The 23,799-nt window shown below is 65.5% G+C and carries 21 protein-coding genes; 13 read left to right on the top strand and 8 right to left on the bottom strand.

Translation table 11 applies throughout. From position 1 onward, the window contains the following. The first annotated feature begins 7 nt into the window (after positions 1–7). The 7 genes from ABIE41_RS02925 to ABIE41_RS02895 all read left to right on the top strand — a co-directional run bounded on the left by ABIE41_RS02925 (position 8) and on the right by ABIE41_RS02895 (position 6,826). Entirely contained in the window at positions 8–400 is a 393-nt protein-coding gene (locus ABIE41_RS02925; RefSeq protein WP_192643326.1) for a GtrA family protein, read from the top strand. A 16-nt stretch (positions 401–416) separates the two neighbouring features. After that, the gene (locus ABIE41_RS02920; RefSeq protein WP_192643325.1) at positions 417–1,712 is read left to right on the top strand and encodes an NAD-dependent epimerase/dehydratase family protein; all 1,296 of its coding nucleotides are present in this window, start codon (positions 417–419) and stop codon (positions 1,710–1,712) included. A 1,373-nt stretch (positions 1,713–3,085) separates the two neighbouring features. Next, positions 3,086–3,283 (top strand): GMC oxidoreductase, encoded by a 198-nt coding sequence (locus ABIE41_RS02915; RefSeq protein ID WP_354191740.1) that lies wholly within the window; start codon positions 3,086–3,088, stop codon positions 3,281–3,283. A 111-nt stretch (positions 3,284–3,394) separates the two neighbouring features. Beyond that, complete coding sequence (locus tag ABIE41_RS02910) at positions 3,395–4,381, top strand: GDP-mannose 4,6-dehydratase (RefSeq protein ID WP_192643322.1); 987 nt, start codon at positions 3,395–3,397, stop codon at positions 4,379–4,381. Further along, positions 4,381–5,355: a GDP-mannose 4,6-dehydratase gene (locus ABIE41_RS02905; protein WP_192643321.1), complete on the top strand. Its 975-nt coding sequence runs from the start codon at positions 4,381–4,383 to the stop codon at positions 5,353–5,355. Before ABIE41_RS02910 ends, ABIE41_RS02905 begins: the two co-directional genes overlap by 1 nt. 80 nt (positions 5,356–5,435) lie before the next feature. Beyond that, entirely contained in the window at positions 5,436–6,398 is a 963-nt protein-coding gene (locus ABIE41_RS02900) for a glycosyltransferase (RefSeq protein ID WP_192643320.1), read from the top strand. Then, positions 6,395–6,826, top strand: a complete 432-nt coding sequence (locus tag ABIE41_RS02895) for a GtrA family protein (RefSeq protein WP_192643319.1) — start codon at positions 6,395–6,397, stop codon at positions 6,824–6,826. Before ABIE41_RS02900 ends, ABIE41_RS02895 begins: the two co-directional genes overlap by 4 nt. On the opposite strand, the gene ABIE41_RS02890 is transcribed toward ABIE41_RS02895, so the two are convergent. Then, on the bottom strand, positions 6,781–7,407 hold the full coding sequence (locus ABIE41_RS02890; RefSeq protein WP_192643318.1) for a hypothetical protein: 627 nt from the start codon (positions 7,405–7,407) through the stop codon (positions 6,781–6,783). The genes ABIE41_RS02895 and ABIE41_RS02890 overlap by 46 nt on opposite strands. A gap of 288 nt (positions 7,408–7,695) precedes the next feature. On the opposite strand from ABIE41_RS02890, the gene ABIE41_RS02885 reads away from it, so the two are divergent. The 4 genes from ABIE41_RS02885 to ABIE41_RS02870 all read left to right on the top strand — a co-directional run bounded on the left by ABIE41_RS02885 (position 7,696) and on the right by ABIE41_RS02870 (position 13,820). Continuing rightward, entirely contained in the window at positions 7,696–8,649 is a 954-nt protein-coding gene (locus ABIE41_RS02885) for a UDP-glucuronic acid decarboxylase family protein (RefSeq protein ID WP_192643317.1), read from the top strand. 81 nt (positions 8,650–8,730) lie between these two features. Then, on the top strand, positions 8,731–11,106 hold the full coding sequence (locus ABIE41_RS02880; RefSeq protein ID WP_192643316.1) for a glycosyltransferase: 2,376 nt from the start codon (positions 8,731–8,733) through the stop codon (positions 11,104–11,106). Next, entirely contained in the window at positions 11,033–12,790 is a 1,758-nt protein-coding gene (locus tag ABIE41_RS02875; protein ID WP_192643315.1) for a hypothetical protein, read from the top strand. The genes ABIE41_RS02880 and ABIE41_RS02875 overlap by 74 nt, the downstream gene beginning before the upstream one ends. A 178-nt stretch (positions 12,791–12,968) precedes the next feature. Beyond that, the gene (locus ABIE41_RS02870) at positions 12,969–13,820 is read left to right on the top strand and encodes a rhamnan synthesis F family protein (protein WP_192643314.1); all 852 of its coding nucleotides are present in this window, start codon (positions 12,969–12,971) and stop codon (positions 13,818–13,820) included. Positions 13,821–13,847: 27 nt separating this feature from the next. Here ABIE41_RS02870 and rfbA read toward each other — a convergent pair whose 3' ends face one another. The 5 genes from rfbA to ABIE41_RS02845 form a co-directional block, all read right to left on the bottom strand. After that, positions 13,848–14,723 (bottom strand): glucose-1-phosphate thymidylyltransferase RfbA, encoded by an 876-nt coding sequence (gene rfbA / locus ABIE41_RS02865; protein ID WP_192643313.1) that lies wholly within the window; start codon positions 14,721–14,723, stop codon positions 13,848–13,850. A gap of 6 nt (positions 14,724–14,729) precedes the next feature. Beyond that, a complete protein-coding gene (rfbD, locus tag ABIE41_RS02860) occupies positions 14,730–15,623 on the bottom strand; it encodes a dTDP-4-dehydrorhamnose reductase (protein ID WP_192643312.1) in 894 nt (297 codons plus the stop codon). Between the two features lie 5 nt (positions 15,624–15,628). Beyond that, positions 15,629–16,186 (bottom strand): dTDP-4-dehydrorhamnose 3,5-epimerase, encoded by a 558-nt coding sequence (gene rfbC / locus ABIE41_RS02855; RefSeq protein WP_192643311.1) that lies wholly within the window; start codon positions 16,184–16,186, stop codon positions 15,629–15,631. Positions 16,187–16,204: 18 nt separating this feature from the next. Beyond that, positions 16,205–17,260, bottom strand: a complete 1,056-nt coding sequence (gene rfbB / locus ABIE41_RS02850; RefSeq protein WP_192643310.1) for a dTDP-glucose 4,6-dehydratase — start codon at positions 17,258–17,260, stop codon at positions 16,205–16,207. Positions 17,261–17,426: 166 nt separating this feature from the next. Continuing rightward, a complete protein-coding gene (locus tag ABIE41_RS02845; protein WP_192643309.1) occupies positions 17,427–18,335 on the bottom strand; it encodes a glycosyltransferase in 909 nt (302 codons plus the stop codon). Positions 18,336–18,571: 236 nt separating this feature from the next. Here ABIE41_RS02845 and ABIE41_RS02840 point away from each other — a divergent pair, with 236 nt between their 5' ends. Both ABIE41_RS02840 and ABIE41_RS02835 read left to right on the top strand, forming a co-directional pair. Beyond that, positions 18,572–20,611: an NAD(+) synthase gene (locus ABIE41_RS02840; RefSeq protein WP_192643308.1), complete on the top strand. Its 2,040-nt coding sequence runs from the start codon at positions 18,572–18,574 to the stop codon at positions 20,609–20,611. Between the two features lie 1,013 nt (positions 20,612–21,624). Further along, the gene (locus ABIE41_RS02835; protein WP_192643307.1) at positions 21,625–21,999 is read left to right on the top strand and encodes a hypothetical protein; all 375 of its coding nucleotides are present in this window, start codon (positions 21,625–21,627) and stop codon (positions 21,997–21,999) included. 14 nt (positions 22,000–22,013) lie between these two features. Here the strand turns inward: ABIE41_RS02835 and ABIE41_RS02830 are convergent, their stop codons facing one another. Next, positions 22,014–22,769, bottom strand: coding sequence for an SDR family NAD(P)-dependent oxidoreductase (locus ABIE41_RS02830; protein ID WP_192643306.1), 756 nt, complete (start codon positions 22,767–22,769; stop codon positions 22,014–22,016). Beyond that, on the bottom strand, positions 22,742–23,782 hold the full coding sequence (locus tag ABIE41_RS02825; RefSeq protein WP_192643305.1) for a ketopantoate reductase family protein: 1,041 nt from the start codon (positions 23,780–23,782) through the stop codon (positions 22,742–22,744). The genes ABIE41_RS02830 and ABIE41_RS02825 overlap by 28 nt, the downstream gene beginning before the upstream one ends. Positions 23,783–23,799 lie beyond the last annotated feature (17 nt).

Here is a 23,799-nt window from a genome sequence, read left to right as displayed (position 1 = left end):
CGGGGCAATGAGAGCCGCAGCGCTTTACATTGCCGTTCAGCTCGCCGCCTATGGCCTCGATATCGGGACATTCGTCCTGCTGGTCGACGTCTTTGCAATCGGACCGCTCTGGGCCAACATCTGCGCCAAGGCGGTCGCCGGTGGTTTTGCCTTCTTCAGCCACCGCCATGTCACCTTCCGGTCGGCCGCGTCCGAAAGCGTATCGGGCCAGGCGCTTCGCTACGTTCTCCTGCTCTTCGCCAACAGTCTGGCCTCGTCGGCGATGCTGGCCCTGTTCATGCGCGTGATGCCGTCGCCCGTCATTGCCAAGGTGATCGCCGACATTATCCTAATTGCGGCGAGCTTCACGCTCTCGAAGGCGGTGGTTTTTCGTGGCACCAGGCCGGGACAAGGGAATTGACCGCGTGCAACCGGTGATGACGGTCGCCGTGACGGGCGCCAGCGGCTATGTCGGCGCGGCTGTCTGTCGAGCCCTGACGAACCGCGGCGTCGCGGTGCGCGCGCTGTCACGGCGCGATCCGCTCATCGCCGGTGCCAGCTTCGTGGCTTATGATCTCCGGCGTGAGCTCGATCCCGGTCTGCTCGCAGGTGTCGATGCGGTCATCCACACCGCAGCAGAGACGTCGCGGGGCGCCGAGCCGGACATCGATGCCGAGATCGCGGGGCTTCATCGTCTTGTCGACGCCGCCGGAGCCGCATCGGCCCGCTTCATCTTCGTCTCGAGCCAGACAGCGCGACCGGATGCGCCGACCGGCTATGGCCGCCTGAAGGCAAGCGCGGAGCGGGTCGTTCTGAGCCGGAACGGGGCCGTCGTCCGGCCCGGGCAGGTTTATGGCGGGCCCGAAAAAGGGCTGTGGGGGACGCTGGCCGCCCTGGCCCGGCGCGCGCCCGCGCTTCCCCGCTTCATCCCCGAGCCGCGGGTGCAGCCCATTCACGTCGACGACCTGGCCGATGCGCTGGTGGCGCTGGCTTGCGAGGCGCAGCCACAGAACCGCATCTACGGCATCGCGGATCCGCGTCCGATCGCGTTTTCGTGCTTCGTTCAATTGGTGGGGATCGTCCGCTTCGGGCGCCGATTGTCGCTGATCCCCGTGCCGCTGACTCCCATCCTCTGGGTTCTTCGCGGCGTCGGACAGCTGGGGCTGCGCCCGACATTCGCAAGGCGGCTCGCCTCCCTGAACGACCTGCCTGAGCTGGACAGCGCAGCCGACCTGGCCGCCTTGGTTCCTCATTATCGACGCTTTCCAGACGGCGTCTGTCGGGGCGCTGCGCCGGCGAGGAGTCTGCTGAGAGAGGGCGCTGTGCTGCTGCGCTATGCGACGGGCGGCCGCCCGAGCCGCTGGCTCGTGCGCAGCTATGCCCGCGCGCTCGTCGCCATGGACAACGGCGCGCCACTGGAGATGCCCGGCTTGGTCCGTCTCATGCCGTCCAGCCTGATGCTGTTCGATCAGCCTGCCGCCCGTCGCCGCGCGGGCTCGCGGGATGGCCTGTCGCGCCGCATCGATCTTGCCTGCCTCCTGGCCGAAAGCTCGGCGCGGCATGTCGACGACTTTCTGATGTCGCCGCATCGACCGGTTCGGCTGGCTCAGATGGCGCAACTTGCTGTCGCACTGCCACTGGAGGTGCTGGCACGGGTCGCCGATTTCCTCGGCGGTCGCCTGATCGACCGTGCCAGGCCTTCGCCAATCAGGGGCGCAGACGATGACTCATGATGTCGTGGTCATCGGCACCGGCCCGGCTGGCGTCTCGGCGGCATGGCCGCTGGTGCAATCGGGGCGCGACGTGCTGATGGTCGATGCCTCTATCGATGCTGCAATCGCACCGCCCGACGGCGAGTATTTCGATCTGCGTCGCACCGACGCCGACCAGCGCGACTGGATGTTCGGGGCCGATATGGCGTCCTGGATCGATGGTGCTGCGACCTCGCCGAAGCTGCGTGTGCCGACGCTGCGGTCGGTCTTCGACGGGTTTGCCGCTGCCAACCGGATCGAGACGGACAACTTCGCGGCGATAGGCTCGCTCGCCAGCGGCGGCCTCTCGAACGCCTGGGGCTGCGGCGTTGCGCGCTACGATCGCGACGAGATGGCCGCCTTTCCCTTTCCTCATGCCGATCTGGACGCGTCCTTCGCTGTCGTCAGCCGTCGTGTCGGCCTCTCCGGGAAATCCGATGACGACCTGAGCGGCTATTTCGGACTGGACGACTGGGCCGATCCGGCGCCGCCTCTCGACGAGAATGCGCAGCTGCTGATGCAGCGATATGACGCAAAACATCGCGACACGGGTCTGCAGGGCCTGCGCCTGGGCCGCGCGCGTCTGGCCTTGCTCGCATCAGATCGCGCGGATCGGCGCGCCTGCAATCTCTCGGGACTCTGCCTGTGGGGATGTGCCCGTGGGGCACTATATTCCGCCTCGCAGGAATTGCCAGGCCTCGCGCGGGCCGGTGCGCGTCTGCGCAAGGGCTTCGTGGTCGATCATCTCGAGGCGATCGAAGGCGGCTGGCGTATCCATGGTTTCGAACGCGGACCGCGCGCGCGCTCTACGATCGATACCAGGCGTGTCGTGCTGGCGGCAGGAACACTTGCGACCACGGCGATCGCCCTGCGGACGATGCGACGTTTCGAGAGCCCGCAACGCATCATGTCGAACCCGACCACGGCTTTCCTGCTCTGGCGCAGGGGCCTGCCCGGTCGCCCGCCCCGGCCGGGTCCGGCTTTCGCGCAGCTGTCCTTCGCCCATCGATCGGCGGCCGGCTACCTGGCTCATGGCGCCCTGTTCTCGCCCGGGCACCTGCCGGCCTTCGAGTTCATCAAGCATATCCCTACATCGAGAGCGGCCGCACGACTGGCATGGCGGCTGCTGAACAGCGCCACGCTCGTCGGTAACGCCTTCCTGCCTGCAAGGCTGACGCAGCACAGCGCCGCGCTAAGGCCAGATGGCACGCTGCACATCATCGGCAAGGCGGAGGATGGCCTTCCCGCCGCGATAGCCGACATCGCCCGCGACTGGCGGAAGGCGGCAAGTCAGCTGGGATTTCTCGTCATGCCCGGCAGCTTCGCGATGGGCCAGCTGGGCTCCGACATTCATTATGCCGGCACGCTGCCGATGCGCGGGAAACCCTCGCGACGGCGAAACGACCCCATATGGCGAACTGGCGGGTCTGGCGGGCGTCTTCGTGGCCGACGCGGCCGCATTCCCCGAACTGTCCGCCAAGCCGCACACGCTGACCATGATGGCGATTGCTGACCGCCTCGGCCGCCATCTCGCGCAATTGCCCGAGCATTGAGCCGTCCCGCCAGGCCATGCCCATGCCCCGGCGCGCTTTTGACCCTCATGCAAAAGCTTTCTATATCGAACCGATCACGATGACGGCTTGGCGCCGCGGACAGGGTTTCTCATGAAAAAGGCGTTGATCACCGGCGTGACCGGCCAGGATGGGGCGTATCTGGCAGAGTTCCTGCTGGGCAAGGGCTATGCCGTCCATGGCATGGTGCGCCGCTCCAGCACCGCCGACGTCAACGACGTCAGGCTGCGCTGGCTCGGCATCGACAAGCAGATCCGTCTCCATGACGGCAACCTGTCAGACCTCTCGAGCATCATCCGCATCCTGCGCGACGTCGAGCCCGACGAGGTCTACAATCTCGGTGCGCAGTCCTTCGTGAAATCGTCCTGGCAGCAGCCGCTCCTGACCGGAAACATCACCGGGCTCGCCGTCGGCAACGTGTTGGAGGGCATCAGACTGACCTGCCCGTCCGCACGGTTCTACCAGGCGTCGTCGTCGGAGATGTATGGCCTGATCCAGCAGCCCATGCAAAGCGAGACGACGCCGTTCTATCCGCGCTCGCCCTATGCGGTGGCCAAGCTCTACGGGCACTGGATGACGGTCAATTATCGCGAGAGCTTCGGCCTTCATGCCTCGAGCGGCATCCTGTTCAACCACGAGTCGCCGCTGCGTGGCATCGAGTTCGTGACGCGCAAGGTCACCGACGGCGTGGCACGCATCAAGCTGGGCTTGGCGACCGAACTCAGGCTCGGGAACATCGATGCCCAGCGCGACTGGGGGCATGCCCGCGATTATGTCCGGGCGATGTGGCTGATGCTGCAGCAGGACGTGGCGGACGATTACGTGATCGCGACGGGTCGGACCGTGACCGTTCGCGACATGTGCCGGATCGCCTTCTCGCATGTCGGTCTCGAGATGGACCGGCATCTGGTGATCGACAAGGACCTGTTCAGGCCTGCCGAGGTCGAGGTGCTTCTGGGGAATGCCGCCAAGGCCAAGGCCAAGCTCGGCTGGGAAGCGGTCGTCACGTTGGAGGAGATGATCAGCGAGATGGTCGAGGCCGACCTTGCGCGATTGCGGGTTCGAGGCGTGGGCCAGTAGTGGTTCGCGCCGCTCCACGCATTCTGGTCACGGGCGCCGGCGGTTTCGTCGGCTCCGTTCTGTTGCAGCGGTTGAGCGCAAGGTTGCCAGCGGATGCCTGCATCCATGCCGCCGGTCACGCTGGCGATGACGGGCGGATCATCGCGCTCGACCTCGATGTCACCGATTATGGCGCTGTCGAGCGCGCCGTCATCTCGGCAAGGCCCGATGCCGTCATGCATCTCGCTGCCGTGTCGGCGTTTCAGATGGCGCGGAACGATCCGCTCAGGGCATGGCAGGTCAATCTGACGGGAACGCTCAACCTCGCCACGGCGATCATGACGCATGCGCCAGAGGCCCTGCTGGTGTTCGCGGGCACGTCGGAAGCGTATGGAGATACGTTCAACCGGTCCACGCAGCCGATCGACGAAAGCGCAGCCCTGCTGCCGCGCAGTCTCTACGCCGCCACCAAGGCGGCCGCCGATATCGCTCTCGGCCAAATGGCGCATGACGGGCTGAACGTCGTCCGGTTCAGACCCTTCAATCACACCGGTCCCGGTCAGATCGAAAGCTTCGTCGTCCCGGCCTTCGCGGCTCAGATCGCGCGGATCGAGGCCGGCCTGGCCGCGCCTGTCATCGAGGTCGGCAATCTCGATGCGCAGCGTGATTTTCTCGATGTGCGCGATGTCGTATCGGCCTATGAGGCTGTCTTGCTGGACAAGCCAGTCTCCACAGGCGCGGTCTTCAACCTGAGTTCCGGACAGCCCCGCCGTATCGGCGACATCCTGAACCAGTTGCTGGCGATGTCCACGGTCGGCATCGAGGTGCGCATCGACCCGGCGCGCCTGCGGCCCAACGAAGTTCCGGTTGTCGCCGGCGACAGCAGCCATGCCCGCTCCATCCTTGGCTGGCAGCCACGTCTCCCCTGGGAGACGACGCTCGAAGGCGTGCTCGAGGGATTTCGACGAAGCTCTGGCACCCAGCGCCCGAGCTGACGTCGTCACCTGCAAACGCCCGGCCTTTTTGCGGTCTCATGCCCGGTGTGATATCGGCCCGCATCACTCTGGACCCAACAATGTCGCAAGCAGCGCCCGCCTCCCTCATCATCCTGATGCCGGTCTTCGAGGATCGTGCCAGCGCCCGCCAGCTGATCGTCGATCTCGCGGCCGCCTGCCCGGTGAAGCCGTTCATCGTGGCGGTCGAGGACGGCTCGCTCAACGAGATCATGAGCGCCGACGACATCGCCGCCGCGGGGCTCGAGGGCGAGATCATCCATCTCGCCCGCAATATGGGCCACCAGCGCGCCATCGCGGCGGGCATCGCCCATATCGCCGCCGTGCATAAGCCCGACATGCTGGTGGTGATGGATTCCGATGGCGAGGACGTGCCGGCCGCCGTGCCGCAATTGCTCGAGATGCTGGCCGACCCCAAGGTCGACGTCGTCGTGGCCGAGCGGCGGCAGCGTTCCGAGAGCCTGCAGTTCCGCGCCTTCTATTCGGTCTATCGGCGCCTGTTCCACCTGCTGACCGGACGCGGCATCCGCTTCGGTAATTTCATGGCGATGACCGGCAAGGGCGCCAGCCGGATGGCGGCGATGCAGGAGACGTGGGTGCATTTCCCCGCCGCCGTCATGGTCTCGCGCCTGCGCATGCGCGCGGTGCCGACCGATCGTGGCAAGCGCTATTTCGGCGTGTCGCGGATGAACTTCGTCTCGCTGGCGCTGCACGGCATGCGCTCGATCATGGTCTTCGCCGAGGACGTGCTGGTGCGGGTCGGCGTGATCTGCGTCGGCATGATCGTGCTGGCCTTCGGGCTGCTCGGCGTCGCGACGCTGCTGAAGATCATCGGCTGGGCGACGCCGGGCTGGTTCTCGACCGCCTTCGGCATTCTCGTGATCATCCTGCTTCAGGCCGGCATCCTGAGCTTCGTGACGCTCATGGTGTCGGGCATCGTCAAGGGCACGGCGCCGGTCAGGCGCGCCGATCTCGATCTCGTCATCGAGCGCGTGGAGACGACAGCCGGGGCCGGCAGCGCGTGAGCGCCTCGTCCGGGGCCGGAGAGGGGAGCGGCCTTCGCGGCATCGCTCTCTTCATCGTCAATGGCCTGCTCGCGACGGGTGTTCACTACGCCACGCTGATGCTGCTGCTCGAGGTCGTCCGCGTGCCGTCGGCCGGCCTCGCCAACGGCATGGCCAGCATTGTCGGTATCGCCGCCTCCTATGTCGGCAACCGGCTGATGGTGTTCCGCTCGTCCCAGCCGGCGCGTGCGACGCTGCCGCGCTTCCTTCTGCTCTATGCGTCGCTCGCGCTGTTCCATGCCGGCTTCCTCGCGTTGTGGAGCGACCGGCTCGGGCTGCCCTATGGCTGGGGCTTCATCGTCTCCACCGGGCTCGCAACCGTGATGAGCTATCTCGGAAACCGCTATTTCGTCTTTGCCGGTGCGGCTGCGCCGGGATCGCAGGCATAGGTCGCCGGCGCCGAGTTGCGGAACGGGTCGGTCAGGTCGTCGGTGTAGACGCCCATGATCTTGCGGCGCTTGGGCAGCAGATTGGTGCGGTAGAACCGGGTGATCCCGGCGATCCTCTGGCCCCGCTCGGTCAGGACCACGCAGCCGTCGCGGATCGCGATCGTGCCGGATTCGAGCTGCTCGGTCAGGCGGATGTCGACCAGCCGGTGCTCCTTCATGTACTCGTTGACGAAGATGCCCTCGAAGGCGTCCTGCCGGATGGCACCGCCGCGCTGGGCAAGCTTCTCGAGGATATACATCGAGAGGGAGCGGTCGATCACGGTTGGCACGCTGATCGCATAGCCGCCGGCGAGCGCGAGGCCCAGGAGCACGCTCAGGGTCATTTCGAGCCCGCTCAACGGCAGCCTGTGCCGCAGGGCCACGACGATCGCGAGGAACAGAACGCCGGTCGCGACCGCGTCGACCACGGTATCGTAGAGCACCACGCCGACCGGGAGAAAGCGGAAATGGATGATGTTGATGATCAGGAAGGTCGCGAGATAGGCGCCGACGAGGAGGGCCGCGGCCCAGGCCTTTTTCATGATGCTGTCCATTCCGGTGCGGGCCCGATCAGCTCGGCGCGCCGGGCGCGTCTTACAGCACCGCGCTCGGGCTGGGAACCTCAGCGGCTGCCGCACGCACCCGATCTGCGTCCCCGGCCTGTCGGCGATGAGGTCCGTTCACGGCTGGTGCGATTGACTTTTCAGGCCGCCTCGCCGCAGTAGCTGCGAGCGCGAACCGGCGCGATGCGGCCGCAACGGCCCGGTCGCCGGAACGGGACCAGCCAGGTTGGCCACGCCTGGATCTTATCAAGAGGATGGGGTTGCCGGATGTACCACACCACCAAGCGCGTGCTCGTGACGGGCGGTGCCGGATTCCTCGGCTCCCATCTCTGCGAGACCTTGCTGCAGGCCGGCCATGAGGTTCTCTGCCTCGACAACTTCTTCACCGGCAGCCGCAAGAACGTCGCTCATCTGCTGGACGACAAGCGTTTCGAGCTGATGCGTCACGACGTGACGGTGCCGCTCTACATCGAATGCGACGAGATCTACAATCTCGCCTGCCCGGCCTCGCCGATCCATTACCAGTTCGATCCGGTGCAGACGACGAAGACGAGCGTCCATGGCGCGATCAACATGCTCGGCCTGGCCCGGCGCGTGAAGGCGAAGATCTTCCAGGCCTCGACCTCGGAGGTTTATGGCGATCCGACGGTGCATCCCCAGCCGGAGGAGTACTGGGGCAACGTCAACCCGATCGGCTTCCGCTCCTGCTACGACGAGGGCAAGCGCTGCGCCGAGACGCTGTTCTTCGACTATTGGCGCCAGCACCAGCTGCGCATCAAGGTGGTGCGCATCTTCAACACCTATGGCCCGCGCATGCACCCCAATGACGGTCGCGTGGTCTCCAATTTCATCGTCCAGGCGCTGCGCGGCGAGGATCTCACAGTCTATGGCGAGGGCAACCAGACCCGCTCCTTCTGCTATGTCGACGATCTGGTCGCCGGCTTCGTCAAGATGATGGATACGCCCGACGACGTCACCGGGCCGATCAATCTCGGCAATCCCGGCGAGTTCACCATTCGCGAGCTGGCGGAGATGGTGATCGAGCTGACCGGGGCGTCGTCCAAGATCATCTCGCAGCCTTTGCCGCAGGATGACCCGAAGCAGCGACGGCCCGACATCACCAAGGCGCAGCAGACCCTAGGCTGGGAGCCGCAGGTGCCGCTGCGACAGGGCCTGATCAAGGCGATCGCCTATTTCGACAATCTTTTGGGACAGTGCTGATACGCGCCGCGCCGGTTTGGCCAGACGAAAAGGTCTTGCCTGCGTGATTCAGTCCGGCTGTCCTGCCGCGGATTCATGAGTATGAACAAGTACATCAGGCAGTTCGCGGTCGAGTTGCGGCGAAACGGGCCGTTTTTCGCCATTCGCAAGGCGGTCGCCTTTCTCCGCTACCGGATGTTCGGACGGCCGCCGAAATTCGGCACGCTGGTCCATGACCCGCTGATCTCAGTCATCGTGGTGTCCTACAACTCCCAGCAGGATCTTCCCGTCTGCCTGGAGTCTCTCGCCCGCCAGAGCTACAGTCATATTGAGGTCATCGTCGTCGAGAACGGTGCCAGCGATACGCAGGCCCTCGTCAAGTCGATCCTCCCCGAGGCAACATGGCTGCGCGCGTCCGGCAATGTCGGCTTCGCGGCCGGCAACAATTTCGGTTACGCCCACGCCCGCGGCGAACTCGTGGCGCTGGTCAATCCCGATGCGCGGCTGGACGAGGAGTGCCTGTTCGAGCTGCTCCAAGCTTTCCGCTTCGACGGCGACATCGCCGTCACAACACCCAAGACACGGTTCTGGACCCGCTTCGCCGATGTCCATTTCGAAAGCGACACGGCGTTTGCGATCCCGGTAGCTGCGCTCGAAAGCCAGCTAGCCTATCAGAAGTTCTTCATTCGGCAGGGCGAGCTGGACAAAGCGCAAGGGAAGGTCCTCTCCCGCCGGGAACGCCGCCGCGATGGCACCAGCAAGGACGCGATCATACTCAGGCTGCCGGTCGACGGCACGCACCTCTCGCTGACCCTCCCGGGCACAGGTGCCATCAAGGTTTTTTCGGTGGGCACGGGGGAGCAGGTGTTTCACCCCGGCGAGAGCGGCGTGCCGCTGGCCATCTCGTTGCAGCCACGGGACCATCTCAGCGCCAGCTGGGTCATCAACAATGCCGGCACCGGCGTCCGGGCCGGCGGGCCGTTCGATATCGGCTTCGGGGAAAAGGACGAACTGCTTTATGACAGCAGGGCCAACGTGCCCGCCTTCTGCGGCTGCGTCGGGCTGATCCGGCGGGCGGCGCTGATCGGCCGCGACATCTTCCGGCCGGAGTTCTTCGCCTATTTCGAGGATTCCGAGCTGTCGCACCACATGCAGTCGCTCGGCTACCGCATCCAGTACAGCCCGCGCGCCATCGCCTACCACAAGCATTCTGTCAGCTCCTCGGAAGGGTCGCCGCTCTGGACGACGCTGGTCGAGCGCTCGCGCCTGATCTACGAGCGCTATCGCGGCAGCAAGGGAGCCCAGCCGAAGCTCGCCGCGTTCCTGGCCGATCGCGAGCGCTATAGCGCCGTTCCGCCGGCCCTCGCCGAGACGCTTGCCCGCTATGACGCAGCGATCGGCGCGACGGCGCGACCCGGCCGGACGATCGGCCTCTACAACTCCTACTGGACGACGATGGGCGGGGGAGAGGCGCATGCGATCGGGCTGGCCCTGGCCATGGCAGGGCCGGACGACGAGATCTTCCTGATCTGCGAGAGCGATTTCGACATCGCCGAACTCGAGCGCCGCTTCGGCTACGATCTCTCGCAGTGCCGCAAGCTCGTCGTGTCGGCGATGACGCGGGAGTTCACCGCGCGTTTCGACGTCTTCGTCAACTCGACCTTCCGGTCCAATCTCGGCTCGCTGGCGCCGCAGTCCTATTACGTCGTCAGCTTTCCGCATCAGGAGATCCGGAAGGCGATCCTGCAGGACTACACGTTCCTGTTCAATTCGCGGTTCACCGAGACATGGGCCCAGCGCTTCTGGGGGCCCAGTCGCGGTGTCGTGGTCTGCCCGACCTTCTCGACGACCGCGCCGCCGCCCGAGGCTTATGCGGCTAAGGAGAAGCTCGCGCTGTCGATCGGACGTATCACCGATCGTGGCCACGCCAAGAACCAGCACAGCATGATCGAGGCGTTCGCCACGACGGCGGGCGATCCGGAGTTCGCCGCGTGGAGGCTCGCGCTCGTCGGCAGCTTCGACCAGCGCGATGCGCAGGACGGCGCCTATCTCGCCCGCATCGTCGCGATGGCGAAAGCCGATCCGCGCGTGACGATCCTGCCGAACTGCCCGCGCGACACGATCAACGACCTGCTCGGCAAGGCGGCGCTCTACATCCATGCGGCAGGCCTCGGCCAGCCCGAGACCAAGCCGGAATACCACGAGCATTTCGGCATCGCTCCGCTGGAGGCCTGCCTGTTCGGCGCCTGGCCGATCGTCTATGCCAAGGGAGGCCCGGCCGATCTAGTAAAGGATCTCGCCTTCGGCGATATCTATCATGACTTCGACGAATTCGTCACTATGCTTCGCGATGCCATGCAAAGGGCGGCCACGATCGACCACGAGGCTGTGGCTGCTTCGGCGCGTGCGTTCTGCGTCGAGAATGACGTGCGCTTCCAGAGCTACCTCACCGAAACGGCGAACCGCTATGACGGCTGATTCTAAGGCAGCGACCGCCGGACTGGACGAAGGCTTCACCGCGCCCTGGACCGGGTTCCTGAGTGCGGCCCTCGTCGCCGGACTGTACTTTCAGGGGCTTTTTTTCTCGCTCGGCTCGTTCTGGCGCGACTCCTTCGATGGACGACTGATCCTCTGGATTTTGGAGCACGGGCGCCAGAAGCTGCTGGGGGTCGAGGTCGCGAGCTATTTCCAGTCGATCCAGTTCTTTCCTTACAAGAACTCGCTCGCCTTCTCGGACTCGCTGATCGGCATGGCGCCGATCTACACGCTGTGGCGCATCTGCGTCAGCGAGATCGTCGCGCTCAACCTGACCTTGATAACCGTTCTCGCGATCGCCGCAGTGCTGGTGGATCGTCAGCTCAGAGCGTTGGATCTCGCCCCGCTGGCGCGGGTACTGGCGACGGTGGTGGCGCTCTCGAGCTTCCCGATGTTCGCGGTCATGGGGCATTTCCAGCTCTTCGGCCTGCTCTTCGCCCCGGTCGTCATGATCCTGATCGCCCGCATCCTGCTCTTGGACGCCCGCGGGCTCTATCCCGAGCTGTTCATGACCATGGGATTCGGCACGGCCATCGCCATGTACCTGCCGTTTATGCTGGCCTTCCTGCTCCTGCCGCTGGGAGCAATCTATTGGCGCCGAGTCCTCGCGCTGCCAAAGGCGATGACCCGGAAGGACATCGCCGCCGCGGGCCTGTTCGGGCTCGCCATGGCGATGCTTATTCTTCCTTATATCGGGCTGCAGAAGGGTTTCCCGCCGATCCCGCTACCGGAAGTACAGTTCTACGCGGCCCGGCTCTCGTCTTTCTTCCTGCTGACGCCGGCCAATTTCCTTTATCCCAATCTCAGCGTGGAGCCGGGCGACTGGGAGCGGAGTTATTCACCGGGTGCGGTCGGCATCGTCTGCCTGCTGACCGCCACGACGATCGTCGTCCGGACGCTGGCTCTGGCCGAGGACCCGACCACTCAGCAGAGGTTGCGCCTACTAGGCTTTGCCGGCTTGGTGTTCGTGATCGCTTGGGGTCTTTCGCTCGGGCCCTATGTCGAGATCTTTGGCCAACGCATCATCACGCCCGTGGGCATTGTGCAGAAGCACATTCCAGCTCTGCGGGTCATCCGGGCCCCCGGGCGCTTTTCGATCTTCTTCACGCTCTATTTCGCGCTGGTGTTCGCCTTCGGAATGTCCAACGCTGCGATCCGCGGGAGGATGATGGTGCTGGCGCTGGTCTTCTGCGTGTTCCAGATCCCGCGGGCGGATTTCATCGCCAAGGAAGCCCGGATCCTGCGCGGCGACGACTGTCTGACACAGCTGGGCGGCGGGGATGTCGCCAGCGTCGTGCCTCTGGCGAGCGGCGGCCATCTCGACTGGATCAACGCGCGGATCGACCACATGCTTCTGATGCTGCCCTACAAGGCCCGCATCTTTGACGGCTATGGGAATCGTGACACGCCCGAACTCCAGCGCGTGACGCATCTTGAGAGGCTGTTTCGAGGGGGCGAACTCTCCGCACCGGATTATCGCCGAGACCTGCTGGGGCTGGGCGCGACGCACATCGTCGTCGTGAATGACGCGGTGTCTAGCCAGGAGGCCGCACGCTTCGAGGCTGTTGCGCCCGTCACCTGCAGGACATCCGCCGTTTCCGTGCACAGCCTGCTGCGCGCTCGCTGAGCCTGGCATTCCGCTGCCCAGGCTGTCGATTGACGCTCATCCGCAGGGCGGTTATCAGGCGGTGGGGGCAGTCTGACAGTCTTGGTCACGTACTGGCGCCGCTACAGTCGGTTCGTGAACCAGTAATGTTAAACCGCAAAGCGCGCAGCCGTTAGACTATGGCGAAGAGGTTCTATTCTTGACAATAGCGAGAAAGTTTTCTGCTACTTTCGCGCGTCACGTCGTCGAGAAGGTTGCGGCCGCCACAATAGGGTCGCTGTTCGTTTCGGATGTTAGTCAGCGCATCAGGCGCATACTTTCGGCCAGGGTCACGGGCAACCCGGTCCCCGGTGTTCGCGCCGCGGTCATCGCTCACGTCTATTACGTTGAGCTCCTGGACGAAATTCTGGCGTGCCGGGAGGCCATCCCGGGCTCGGTCCCCCTGCACCTGACCGTCCCGACGGACCGGGTCGACACCGTCGCCGATCGCGTCGCCGGGCTAGTGCATGTGCACCTGCACCCTTACGAGAATCGTGGCCGCGACATCGCGCCCTTCATGGGCGTGTTGTCTTCCGGCGCACTGGACGGATACGACGCGGTTCTCAAGCTCCATACTAAGCGCAGCCCGCATCTCATCGACGGGGAGACCCGCCGCAAGCTGCTTTTCACGATGCTCTGCGGTGGGCCCAGCGTGGCAGTGAGGGTGCTGGCCGCGTTCGAGAACCCGGCGACAGGCATGGTTGGTTGGCGCTTCTGCTACCGGACAGGCCGCTCGTACTGGATGAAGAACGAAGCCCGCGTGCGCGAGATCGCGTCGCGAATGGGAGCCGACGGCGTCGCGCGTCTCGGATTTTTCGAGGGCTCGATGTTCTGGTTTCGCCCGGCGGCCCTGGCCGCGCTGCGTGATCTCCACCTGGCCTGCGAGGATTTCGAGCCGGAAGCCCGCCAGCTCGACGGCACGCTTCATCATGCCATTGAGCGCTGCTTCACGATCGCAGCATGGGCGGGGGGCTATGTGGTCCGCGACCTGCGGGGGCGGGTGCTGCCATAGCGCTACGACGGCCGGTTTTTCAGTTCTTCATAATCCGAGATCGAACGCAACCTTGAGTAGATACTGCCCGTATTCGCTCTTTTTGAGCGTCTCTCCGAGCGCTGCGAGTTGCTGCGCCGAGATCCAGCCCTGCCTCGAAGCAATCTCCTCCGGGCAGGCGATGCGCAGGCCCTGGCGACTCTCCAGTGTGCGTACGAACTCGCCGGCTTCCATCAGGCTGTCGGGGGTTCCGGTGTCGAGCCAGGCGAAGCCGCGGCCCATGCACTCCACGGAAAGCTCGCCGCGTTCGAGATAGACCCGATTAACGTCGGTGATCTCGAGCTCGCCGCGGGGGGAAGGCTTGAGGTTGGCGGCGATTTCGACGACCTGAGCGTCGTAGAAATAAAGCCCCGTCACCGCCCAGCTGGATTTGGGCACCTTGGGCTTCTCCTCGATCGAGATCGCCTTTCCTTCCGCGTCGAACGCCACCACCCCGTAACGTTCGGGATCACGCACATGATAGGCGAAGACACTTGCGCCTGTGGGGCGCGCCGCGGCTGAGGCCATCATCTCCGGCAGGGTATGACCGTAATAAAGGTTGTCGCCCAGGATCAATACGGAAGGCTGTCCAGCGACAAAGTCCGCACCGATGAGATAGGCCTGCGCCAGACCACCCGGATGGGGCTGCTGCGCATAGGAGAGCTGCATGCCCCAATCCGAGCCGTCGCCGAGCAGGCGCTGGAAATGCGGCAGGTCGTGCGGCGTCGAGATGATCAGCACCTCTCGGATGCCCGCCAGCATCAGCGTCGACAGCGGGTAATAGATCATCGGCTTGTCGTAGACAGGCAGAAGTTGCTTCGACATCGCCAACGTCATCGGATGGAGCCGCGTGCCGGAGCCGCCGGCCAGGATGATGCCCTTCATCGTCGTCTATCCCGTCTGGTGTTCGGTCAGGAGCCGCCGCACGCAGGAACGCAGCGCGTCCTGCCAGTGTGGCAGCGTGACCTGGTGAATGGCGGCGAGCCTGGAGGATTCCAAGCGCGAATTTGCCGGCCGTTGAGCTGGCGTCGGATAATCGGCGGTGGCGATACGCTTGACCCGCACGGGCGCGCCGCCCAGGCGCTCGCGTTCTGCAAATATCGCCTCGGCGACGTCGGCCCACACGGCCTCTCCCTGCGAGCCCATATGGAAGACGCCGCGCAGGGCTGCCTCATCCGGGTTCTCGCTGAGATTGCGCGCCACCGTGAAGATCGCATCGGTGATGTCGAGCGCGCTGGTCGGGCATCCGGCCTGGTCAGCAACAACGCCGACCTCGTCGTGCGTTTCTGCTAGCCGCAGCATCGTCTTGACGAAATTCTTGCCGACGGGGCTGTAGACCCAGGCGGTGCGCAGGATCGCATGGTTGCCGGTTGCGGCGGCCACCGCGCGCTCGCCCGCGAGCTTGCTGCGGCCATAGGCCGAGATCGGGCCGACCGTGTCGTCCTCGCGATAGGGGCGGTCGAGCCGGCCGTCGAAGACATAGTCGGTCGAGATCTGGATTACGGGGACGCCGAGCGCAGCCGCTGCCTTGGCAACCTCGCCGGCCGCCGCGCCATTGACGAGCAACGCCGTCTCCTCCTGGCTCTCGGCCAGATCGACCGCAGTGAACGCCGCCGCATTGACGACGACATCCGGCCTACTGGCTTGGATCGCAGGCGCGATCGTCGCGAGCTCTTCGAGATCGAGTTCGGGACGGCCGAGCGCGGTGACACTGACGCCCGGCGGCGCCCGTTCCCGCATGGCGAGCACAACCTGCCCCGAATGTCCTGTCACGGTGATGCGCATGCCGATCAGTCGAAATAGCGCGGCAGATCGGAAAGTCGTGGATGCTTGCGGTCCTTGTCCGACAGCACGAGGTCGGCATGCGGAACGCGCCAGTCGATCCCCAGTGCCGGATCGTCGAAGGCCAGCCCATGGTCATTGGCCGGCCCATAGGGCGCGCTGACCTTGTAGAGCACCTCTGTGTCGGGCTCGAGCGTGACGAAGCCGTGCGCGAAGCCGACGGGTACCAAAAGCTGACTCCAGTTCTCCGCCGAGAGCTCGACGGCGACGTGCTGGCCAAAGGTCGGTGAAGACGCCCGGATATCGACGGCGACGTCGAGGATACGGCCCTTTGTCACGCGGACGAGTTTGTCCTGTGCGAAAGGGGCCGATTGGAAGTGGAGCCCGCGCAACGTGCCCACGGGCCCCGAGCGGGAGTGATTGTCCTGCACGAAGATCAGGTCGATGCCGGCCTGCGCCATGTCGGACTGCTTGTAGACCTCGGAGAAGAAGCCGCGATGGTCGCCATGCTTCTTCGGGGTGATGATCTTGACGGCGGCAATCGCGGTCGGTTCGAAGCTCAGCATGGGTTCGTCCGCTTCCGTTCAGGCTGCGCCGAGGCGCTCGCCGTGATAGACGCCCGAGCGGATATCGCCCCACCAATCGGTATGGGTGAGATACCATTCGACCGTGCGTCGCAAGCCGGTGTCGAACGTCTCCTTCGGTGTCCAGCCAAGCTCACGGCCGATCTTGCCGGCATCGATGGCATAGCGTGCATCATGGCCGGGCCGGTCGGTGACGTAGGTGATGAGGCGCTCGTGCGGCCCGGCCGGATCGGGCCTCAACTCGTCGAGCAGGGCGCAGATTCCTTTGACCACATCGATATTGGCCATCTCGTTGTGGCCACCGATATTGTACGTCTCGCCGACCACGCCCTTCGCGGCCACCGTCAGCAAGGCGTCGGCATGGTCGTCGACATACAGCCAGTCGCGCACGTTCAGGCCATTGCCATAGACCGGCAGCGGCTTGCCCTCGAGCGCGTTGATGATCATCAGCGGGATCAGCTTCTCCGGGAAGTGATACGGCCCGTAATTGTTCGAGCAATTCGTCATCACTGTCGGCAGGCCATAGGTGTGGTGCCAGGCGCGCACTAGATGATCGGAGGCCGCCTTGGAAGCGGAATAGGGCGAGTTGGGCTGGTAGGCCGTGTCCTCGCGGAAGAAGCCCTCGGTGCCGAGCGAGCCGAAGACCTCGTCGGTCGAGATGTGGTGGAAGCGGAAAGCTGCTTTGCGGTCGCCGGAGAGCCCGCGCCAGTGGCGCAGCGCCTCCTGCAGCAGCGCAAAGGTGCCCACGATATTGGTCTGGATGAAGTCGCCCGGTCCGTCGATCGAGCGGTCGACATGGCTCTCGGCGGCCAGATGCATGACGATGTCGGGGTCGAACGCGGAAAAGATCGCGCGCATACGCTCGCCATCGCCGATATCGACCTGCTCGAAGCGGTACCGATTGCTGCCGGCGACGGACGCGAGCGAAGCGAGATTTCCGGCATAGGTCAGCTTGTCGACGACACAGACGTTTGCCTTCGTCTCGCCGATCAGCTTGCGGACGACCGCCGAGCCGATGAAGCCGGCGCCGCCCGTGACGAGAAATTTCAGTGACAAGCCGCTTCGCTCCAAATGGTCAAGTGTTGATCAAGAAACGCGTCCAGCGCGAAGGGAGAAACAGCCACCCCAGTATTCTGTCAAGTGGTTGCGGTCGAGGCGACGACGGGCAGCCTTGAGGTGAGTGGCCTACAGCAAGGCGTGGTTTCGCGCTCAATCGGCCATGTCAGGTGACACTGGGCGGTGCCGCTCCGAGCCGGCCGCGAAAGCCGTCGGCAAGCCCGGCACGGATGGGCCGCAGCGCTCCCTGTTTGCCCCTGAGTGCCAGAAGGCCGATCTGGGCAACAAGTCCGACGCAGGACCGGATCCGCCAGCGCAGCGGCACGTGGCTCAGGCGGGCGGTGGCGATGACGTTGCGCGCATAATAGTAGTTGCGCACCGGGCTGTGGCGTAGGATCTGGGCCTTTCCCAGATCCTCTGGGCCGACGGCCTCACCCCAGCGATGCGGCATCGCGAGGTCCGTTGCGACGAACGAGCCCCAACCGCGCTGCCAAGCCCGGAATCCCCATTCGACGTCGATGCCTGCGATGAAGAAATCGTCCTGGAAGGGGCCGATCGCGGCGAAGGCTGTCGTGCTGACCAGCGAGCCGGAGGTGGGCGCAAAATCGACAGCAGCCAAGTCATTGCTGGCGGCATCGTCCCGCCACTCATATCGGATCGGCTTGTAGAACCCTTCGTCCGGTGGAACGAGGCGTGGCGCCAGGATCGCGACCTTCTTGCCGTTACGCACTAGCACCATAAAGCGCTGGGTCAGCGTGTCGAGTATGCCCTTGGGCGGTTCGCTGTCCTGGTCGAGCAGCATGACGTGGCTGAAGCCTTCCCCTGAGGCGGCCTCCATCACGGCGTTCAGCCCGCGGCCAAGGCCGACATTTTCCGGGCTTGAGATGAGACGAAGCGACGTCGACGACAGGGCATCGAGGGCCGCAGGCTCGACTGGTCCGTTGACAAAGGCGAAGAGACGACAACCGTGCAGGCCGTTGGCCAGACGCAGAAGAACGGCTGGATCGGGCCGGTAAAGAACGACGGCTGCGCAGCTGCGCCCCTCTGGTACCCGCTCGTTGTGCGCTGTCGTCAAGCTGCCGTCCCTCATTGCAAGCTAGGCCATAGCCCTATCCGCCGTGCGACATCAAATGGCGCCCAGCTCGCAATGGATCGCCGGCCGCGGGCTGGTCGGCGCAATCTGAAGGGCTGGGTGACCGTCCGTGAAGGGAGTCCCAGCACCCTTGCTTGCCCCACGTCGCGTGCGCGATAAGGGGGCTCCGCCCTGGCTGTTTGCCGCGGCGCAACGGGATGCTTGAAAGCCTTCTCCGCATGAGCTTCCACAACCTCCACCGCCACGGCTTCATCCGTCTCGCCTGCGCGGCGCCGCGGCTGAAGGTTGCCGATCCGGCTTTCAACCTCGCGCAGATGCTGCCGCTGCTGCGCCAGGCGGACGGCGAGGGCGCCTCGGTCGTGCTGTTTCCGGAGCTGGGCCTCAGCGCCTATGCGATCGACGATCTGCATATGCAGAGCGCGCTGCTCGATGCGGTGCGCGACGCTCTGGCCGCGCTGGTCGAAGAGAGCCGTCAGCTGCGGGCGGTCGCGGTGGTCGGCGCGCCGCTGCGTGTTGAGGGACGGCTGTTCAACTGCGCGATCGCCGTGCACCGCGGCCGTATCCTCGCCGTGGTGCCCAAGACCTATCTGCCCAACTACCGCGAATTCTACGAGCGCCGGCAGTTCGCCTCCGGTGAGCGCGCCGGCATCACCTCGATCACGCTCTGCGGGCAGGAGGTGCCCTTCGGCACCGATATCCTGCTGACGGCTTCCGACATTCCCGATCTCACCCTGCATATGGAGATCTGCGAGGATGTCTGGATGCCGGTGCCGCCGAGTTCCTTCGCAGCGCTGGCGGGCGCAACTGTGCTGCTCAACCTCTCGGCCTCCAACGTCACCATCGGCAAGTCGGATTGGCGGCATACGCTCTGCAAGGCCCATTCGGGGCGTTGCATCGCGGCCTATGCCTATTCCGCCGCCGGCACGGGCGAATCGACCACCGATCTCGCCTGGGACGGTCAGGCGATGATCTACGAGAACGGCGCGCTGCTGGCCGAGGCCGAGCGCTTCGCCGCCGAGCCGCAGCTGATCCTGGCCGATATCGACCTCGAGCGGCTGGCACTCGACCGCATCCGCATGAACACCTTCGGCGACAATGCCGATGCGCTGCGCGACCGGCTCGATTTCCGCAGGATTGCTTTCACGCTGGAGCCGGACCGCGAGAGCGATCTCGGCCTGCGCCGCGAGGTCGAGCGCTTTCCCTTCGTCCCATCGGACGATGCCAGGCTGAACGAGCTCTGCTTCGAGGCCTACAACATCCAGTCGCATGGCCTGCGCAAGCGGCTGGCGAGCACCCGGGTCGAGAAGATCGTCATCGGCGTCTCGGGCGGGCTCGATTCGACGCAGGCCCTGCTGGTCGCGGCCGACACGATGGATGCGCTCGGGCTGCCGCGCGAGAACATCCTCGCCTACACGCTGCCGGCCTTTGCCACGAGCGCGGGGACGAAGACCAATGCCTGGCGGCTGATGAAGGCGCTCGGCGTCAGCGCGGCCGAGATCGACATGACCCCGGCCTGCCGGCAGATGCTGGTCGATATCGGCCATCCCTTCGCCGAGGGCGAGCCCGTCTACGACATCACGTTTGAGAACGTGCAGGCGGGGGCGCGCACCTCGCTGCTGTTCCGCCTTGCCAACAAGAACAACGGCCTCGTGCTCGGCACGGGCGATCTGTCGGAGCTGGCGCTGGGCTGGTGCACCTATGGCGTCGGCGACCAGATGTCCCATTACAACGTCAACGGCTCGGTTTCGAAGACGCTGATCCAGCATCTCATCCGCTGGGTCGCCCGCACGGAGCGCTTCGGCGTGGAGGCCTCAGCGACGCTGGAGGCGATCCTCGCCACCGAGATCTCGCCTGAGCTGGTGCCGGGTGAGGGCGAGGGACCGAGCCAGAAGACCGAGGATTTCGTCGGCCCCTATGCGCTGCAGGATTTCAACCTGTTCTACACGACGCGCTACGGCTTCCGGCCGAGCAAGATCGCCTTCCTCTCGCACCATGCCTGGGCGGATGCGGCGCGCGGCGACTGGCCGCCGCATATGGAGGCGGCCAAGCAGGTCGCCTACGACCTGCCGACGATCAAGAAGTGGCTGACCGTCTTCGTACGCCGCTTCTTCGAGACCAGCCAGTTCAAGCGCTCGGCCATGCCCAACGGGCCGAAGGTCTCGTCGGGCGGCTCGCTCTCCCCGCGCGGCGACTGGCGCGCCCCCAGCGACGCCTCGGGCGCGGCGTGGCTGGCGGATCTGGCGCGTATTCCGGATTGAGAATCGGCGCGCCGGGGCCGACGGCCGATCGCATCCCTCCGACCGCGATGACACCCGCGCCGTCATTCCGGACAAGCCGCGAAGCGGCGCCGATCCGGAATCCATCGTCGAGTCAAAGCGATGCCCGCATCCGCCCTCCGATGGCTTCCGGGTCTTTGCTGCGCTCGCCCGGAATGACGGTGAGGGATGATGGGCCGTCGCGATGCACCGAAAGCCCCGGCCGGCTGATCGCCGCGGGGTTCTCGGGCCTTGAAGCGTATCCGAGGGGATGCGCGGGACGAGATGGCGTCGCAGCCGACGACTGCGTGCCGGTGTCGGTGTCGATGTCGGAAACGTCGAAGCAGCGTCAACAGCCGCCACCTCGCCCCGCGCGCGGTTCTCTTTGGTTCATTCGCCGCGCGTTGCGTCCCTCACGGACCGGGTTGTGGTCGACCCGGGCGACGAAGCCCCTCCGGACAGGGCAGGCCCGCGACGGCCGCCTCCCCGAACACCGCACCCTCACCGGCCACACGACGCCTCGCGAAGCCCCCTCGGTCGGGGAGAGCGGGCGCAGGATAGGCACGGGTTCGGGCGACGGGGATAAGACCGGCCCGATATCCCCGCTTGTCCAGGAGATCGATCCGAACTGGAAGCCTCCGGCCAGCCTGTCGCAAGGAATCGAGGGTGCGATCCTCAGCAACCAGGCCGCCATCCGGCAGGCGGAAGCGAGGCTACGCGAACTGAGCAGCCGAGGCATCGGCGAAGGGCCGTTCGCCAGGGAGTCGATCCCGGCGCGTGGGCCGGGACAGAGATTTTCCGCCAGCGAACGCCGAGAGATCAACAACATCGGTTCGGCATTTGGATGCCATACCTGTGGAACGACTGAGCCCGGCACCAAGAGCGGGAACTTCATTCCCGATCACCAACTGCCGAGTTCCATCGCACGCCCGGGTTCCCCCCAGCGCCTTTACCCCCACTGCCAATTTTGCAGTGATGCACAGGGCGGTCATGTTCGCCCGTTCAGGAGGCGCTGAATGTCGCGCACCGTCAGCATCCGACCCGTCAACTCGATCATCTTCATCCACGGAGGCGGCGACTTCGATGTTCCGGCCGACAAAATTGACCGGAGGAAGAGCCTAGTCGCGGCCTCCGACGACTGCCTGATCGTCTGTGTCCATCCGGAGGTCGATGGTCCGACCGAGCTGACGATCGGCCGTGCTGTCGATGTTGACCCAGGTCGAGCGCCAGACTTCATCGGCCCGCTGTCGACGCCAAGGCGCCGCGTGATCATCGACCAGGTCGACGAGCGCGTCATCCACGACCAGATCGTCAGCTCCCATGCGCCGACCATCCGCATCTGGTTCAGCCATCCGCGCTGGCCGGAGCGGGTTCTGATCGGGATCGACTGACGGTCCGGCGCGCCTCAGGAGCGCCCGCCATCCACCGAGAGCACCTGGCCGGTGATCCAGCCCGCCTGCTCGCTCAGGAAGAACAGGCTGGCGGCTGCGATGTCGGCCGGCGTGCCCAGCCTGCGCGTATGGATGCCCTCGATCAGGCGCTTCTGACCTTCTGCCCCGTAGCTCTCCCATTGCCGCTCGGTCGCGGGATTGGAGCGCACGAAGCCCGGCGCGACCGAATTCACGGTGATGCCGTGCGGCCCGAATTCCCAGGCGAGCTGCTTGGTCAGTCCGACCAGCGCATGCTTGGCCGACGAATAGGCCTGGATGCCGGTCAGGCTCGGGCGCAGGCCCGCGCCTGACGAGATCGTCACGATCCGGCCATGGCCGGAAGCCTTCATCGCGGGCGCCGCCGCCTGCGCCAGGAAGAAGGCGGAATCGACGTTGGCCGCGAAGATCACGCGCCAGTCGGCTTCCGAGATCACCTCGATCGGCCGTCCGACCTGGCCACGCACGCCGCCCGCCGCATGGACGAGAAGCTCCAGCCGGCCGCTCTGCGCGACGATGTCAGCGATGAGGCTCGCCGCAGCCTCGGCCGAGCCGAGATCGACCGCGTGCGGAATGGCACCGATCGCAGCCGCTGTGGCCTCGACACCCTCGGCATCGATATCGGCGAGATGGACGGTGGCGCCGGCCTCGACAAGGGCGGTCGCGATCGCGCGCCCGATGCCCTGGGCCGCGCCGGTGACGAGGGCTACGCGGTCGTCAAAACGGATTTGCATCGGTCGATCAGCACTTTCAGGGTCTCTGGGGATTGCGGCCGCCGGCCGTCCTCGATGTCGTGGATCAGCGTCACCAGCGTCTCGACCGCCGGCGTCGGCACGCCGGCCTCGCGCCCGAGCGCGGCGATGATGCCGATCTGCGGATCGACCTCGGTCTTGCGCTTGCGCACCGCGAGGTCGCGCCAGATGCCGGAATGGGTCTTGGCGGTCTTGGAGGTGTAGTCGGCGAGCCAGGCGATGGTCTCGATCTGCGGATATTCCGGCTGGCCCGGCGCAAAGACCATCGGGTCGAACTCGCCGAAGCCCAGCGTCTTGACGCCGCGCGCCGCCGCCACCGCCGCGACCTCCTGGCCGAGCGCCAGCCAGACCACGAGGCGGTCGGGATCGGCGAAGTTCGCCGACATCGAATCGCCCGTCAGCGCGGTGCCGAACAGCATCGCGCCATAGGAGAGCTTGCCCCAGAGATAGCCCCAGATATTGGTGGTCAGGATCGACTTCGGCTCGAAACCGAGCAGCAGCCTGTGCATCTCGATCGCGCGGGGCGTAATCTGCCCGTCGATCTCGCCGACGACCACGGCCCCCTCATTGCCGTAGAGGATCTCGCCCGGCCCATGCCAGTCGGCGCCGAAATTGACGAAGCAGCCCATCGTCCGCTCCGCCCCGACGACGGCCGCGATGGCGATCTCGTTGAGCCCGTTCTGCGCCGAGAGCACGTAGCCATCGTCCGCAAGATGGGGGCTGAGCGCCGCGACCGCCTCGTCGGTCGCGCCGGCCTTTACGGCGAGCACGATGCGCTTGTAGGTCCCGGTCAGCTCGGCCGGCGTCACGGCGGGGATGACCTGGCGAAATTCCTCGATCGGCCCGGTGATCGAAAGCCCCGTCGTGCGGCAGGCCTCGACATGCTCGGGCACGATATCGACCAGCAGCACGGGGATGCCGGCGCGGGCCCAATAGGCGCCGAGCGTGCCGCCGATGGCGCCGGCGCCCCAGATCAGGATCGGTTCGGTGGTCATGTGAGCAGCTCCTGAGC

This window comes from Bosea sp. OAE506 (assembly GCF_040546595.1).
In the GTDB taxonomy this organism is placed as follows: domain Bacteria; phylum Pseudomonadota; class Alphaproteobacteria; order Rhizobiales; family Beijerinckiaceae; genus Allobosea.
Note: the sequence above shows the minus strand (reverse complement) of the source record. Positions and strands in the feature narration are given on the sequence as shown.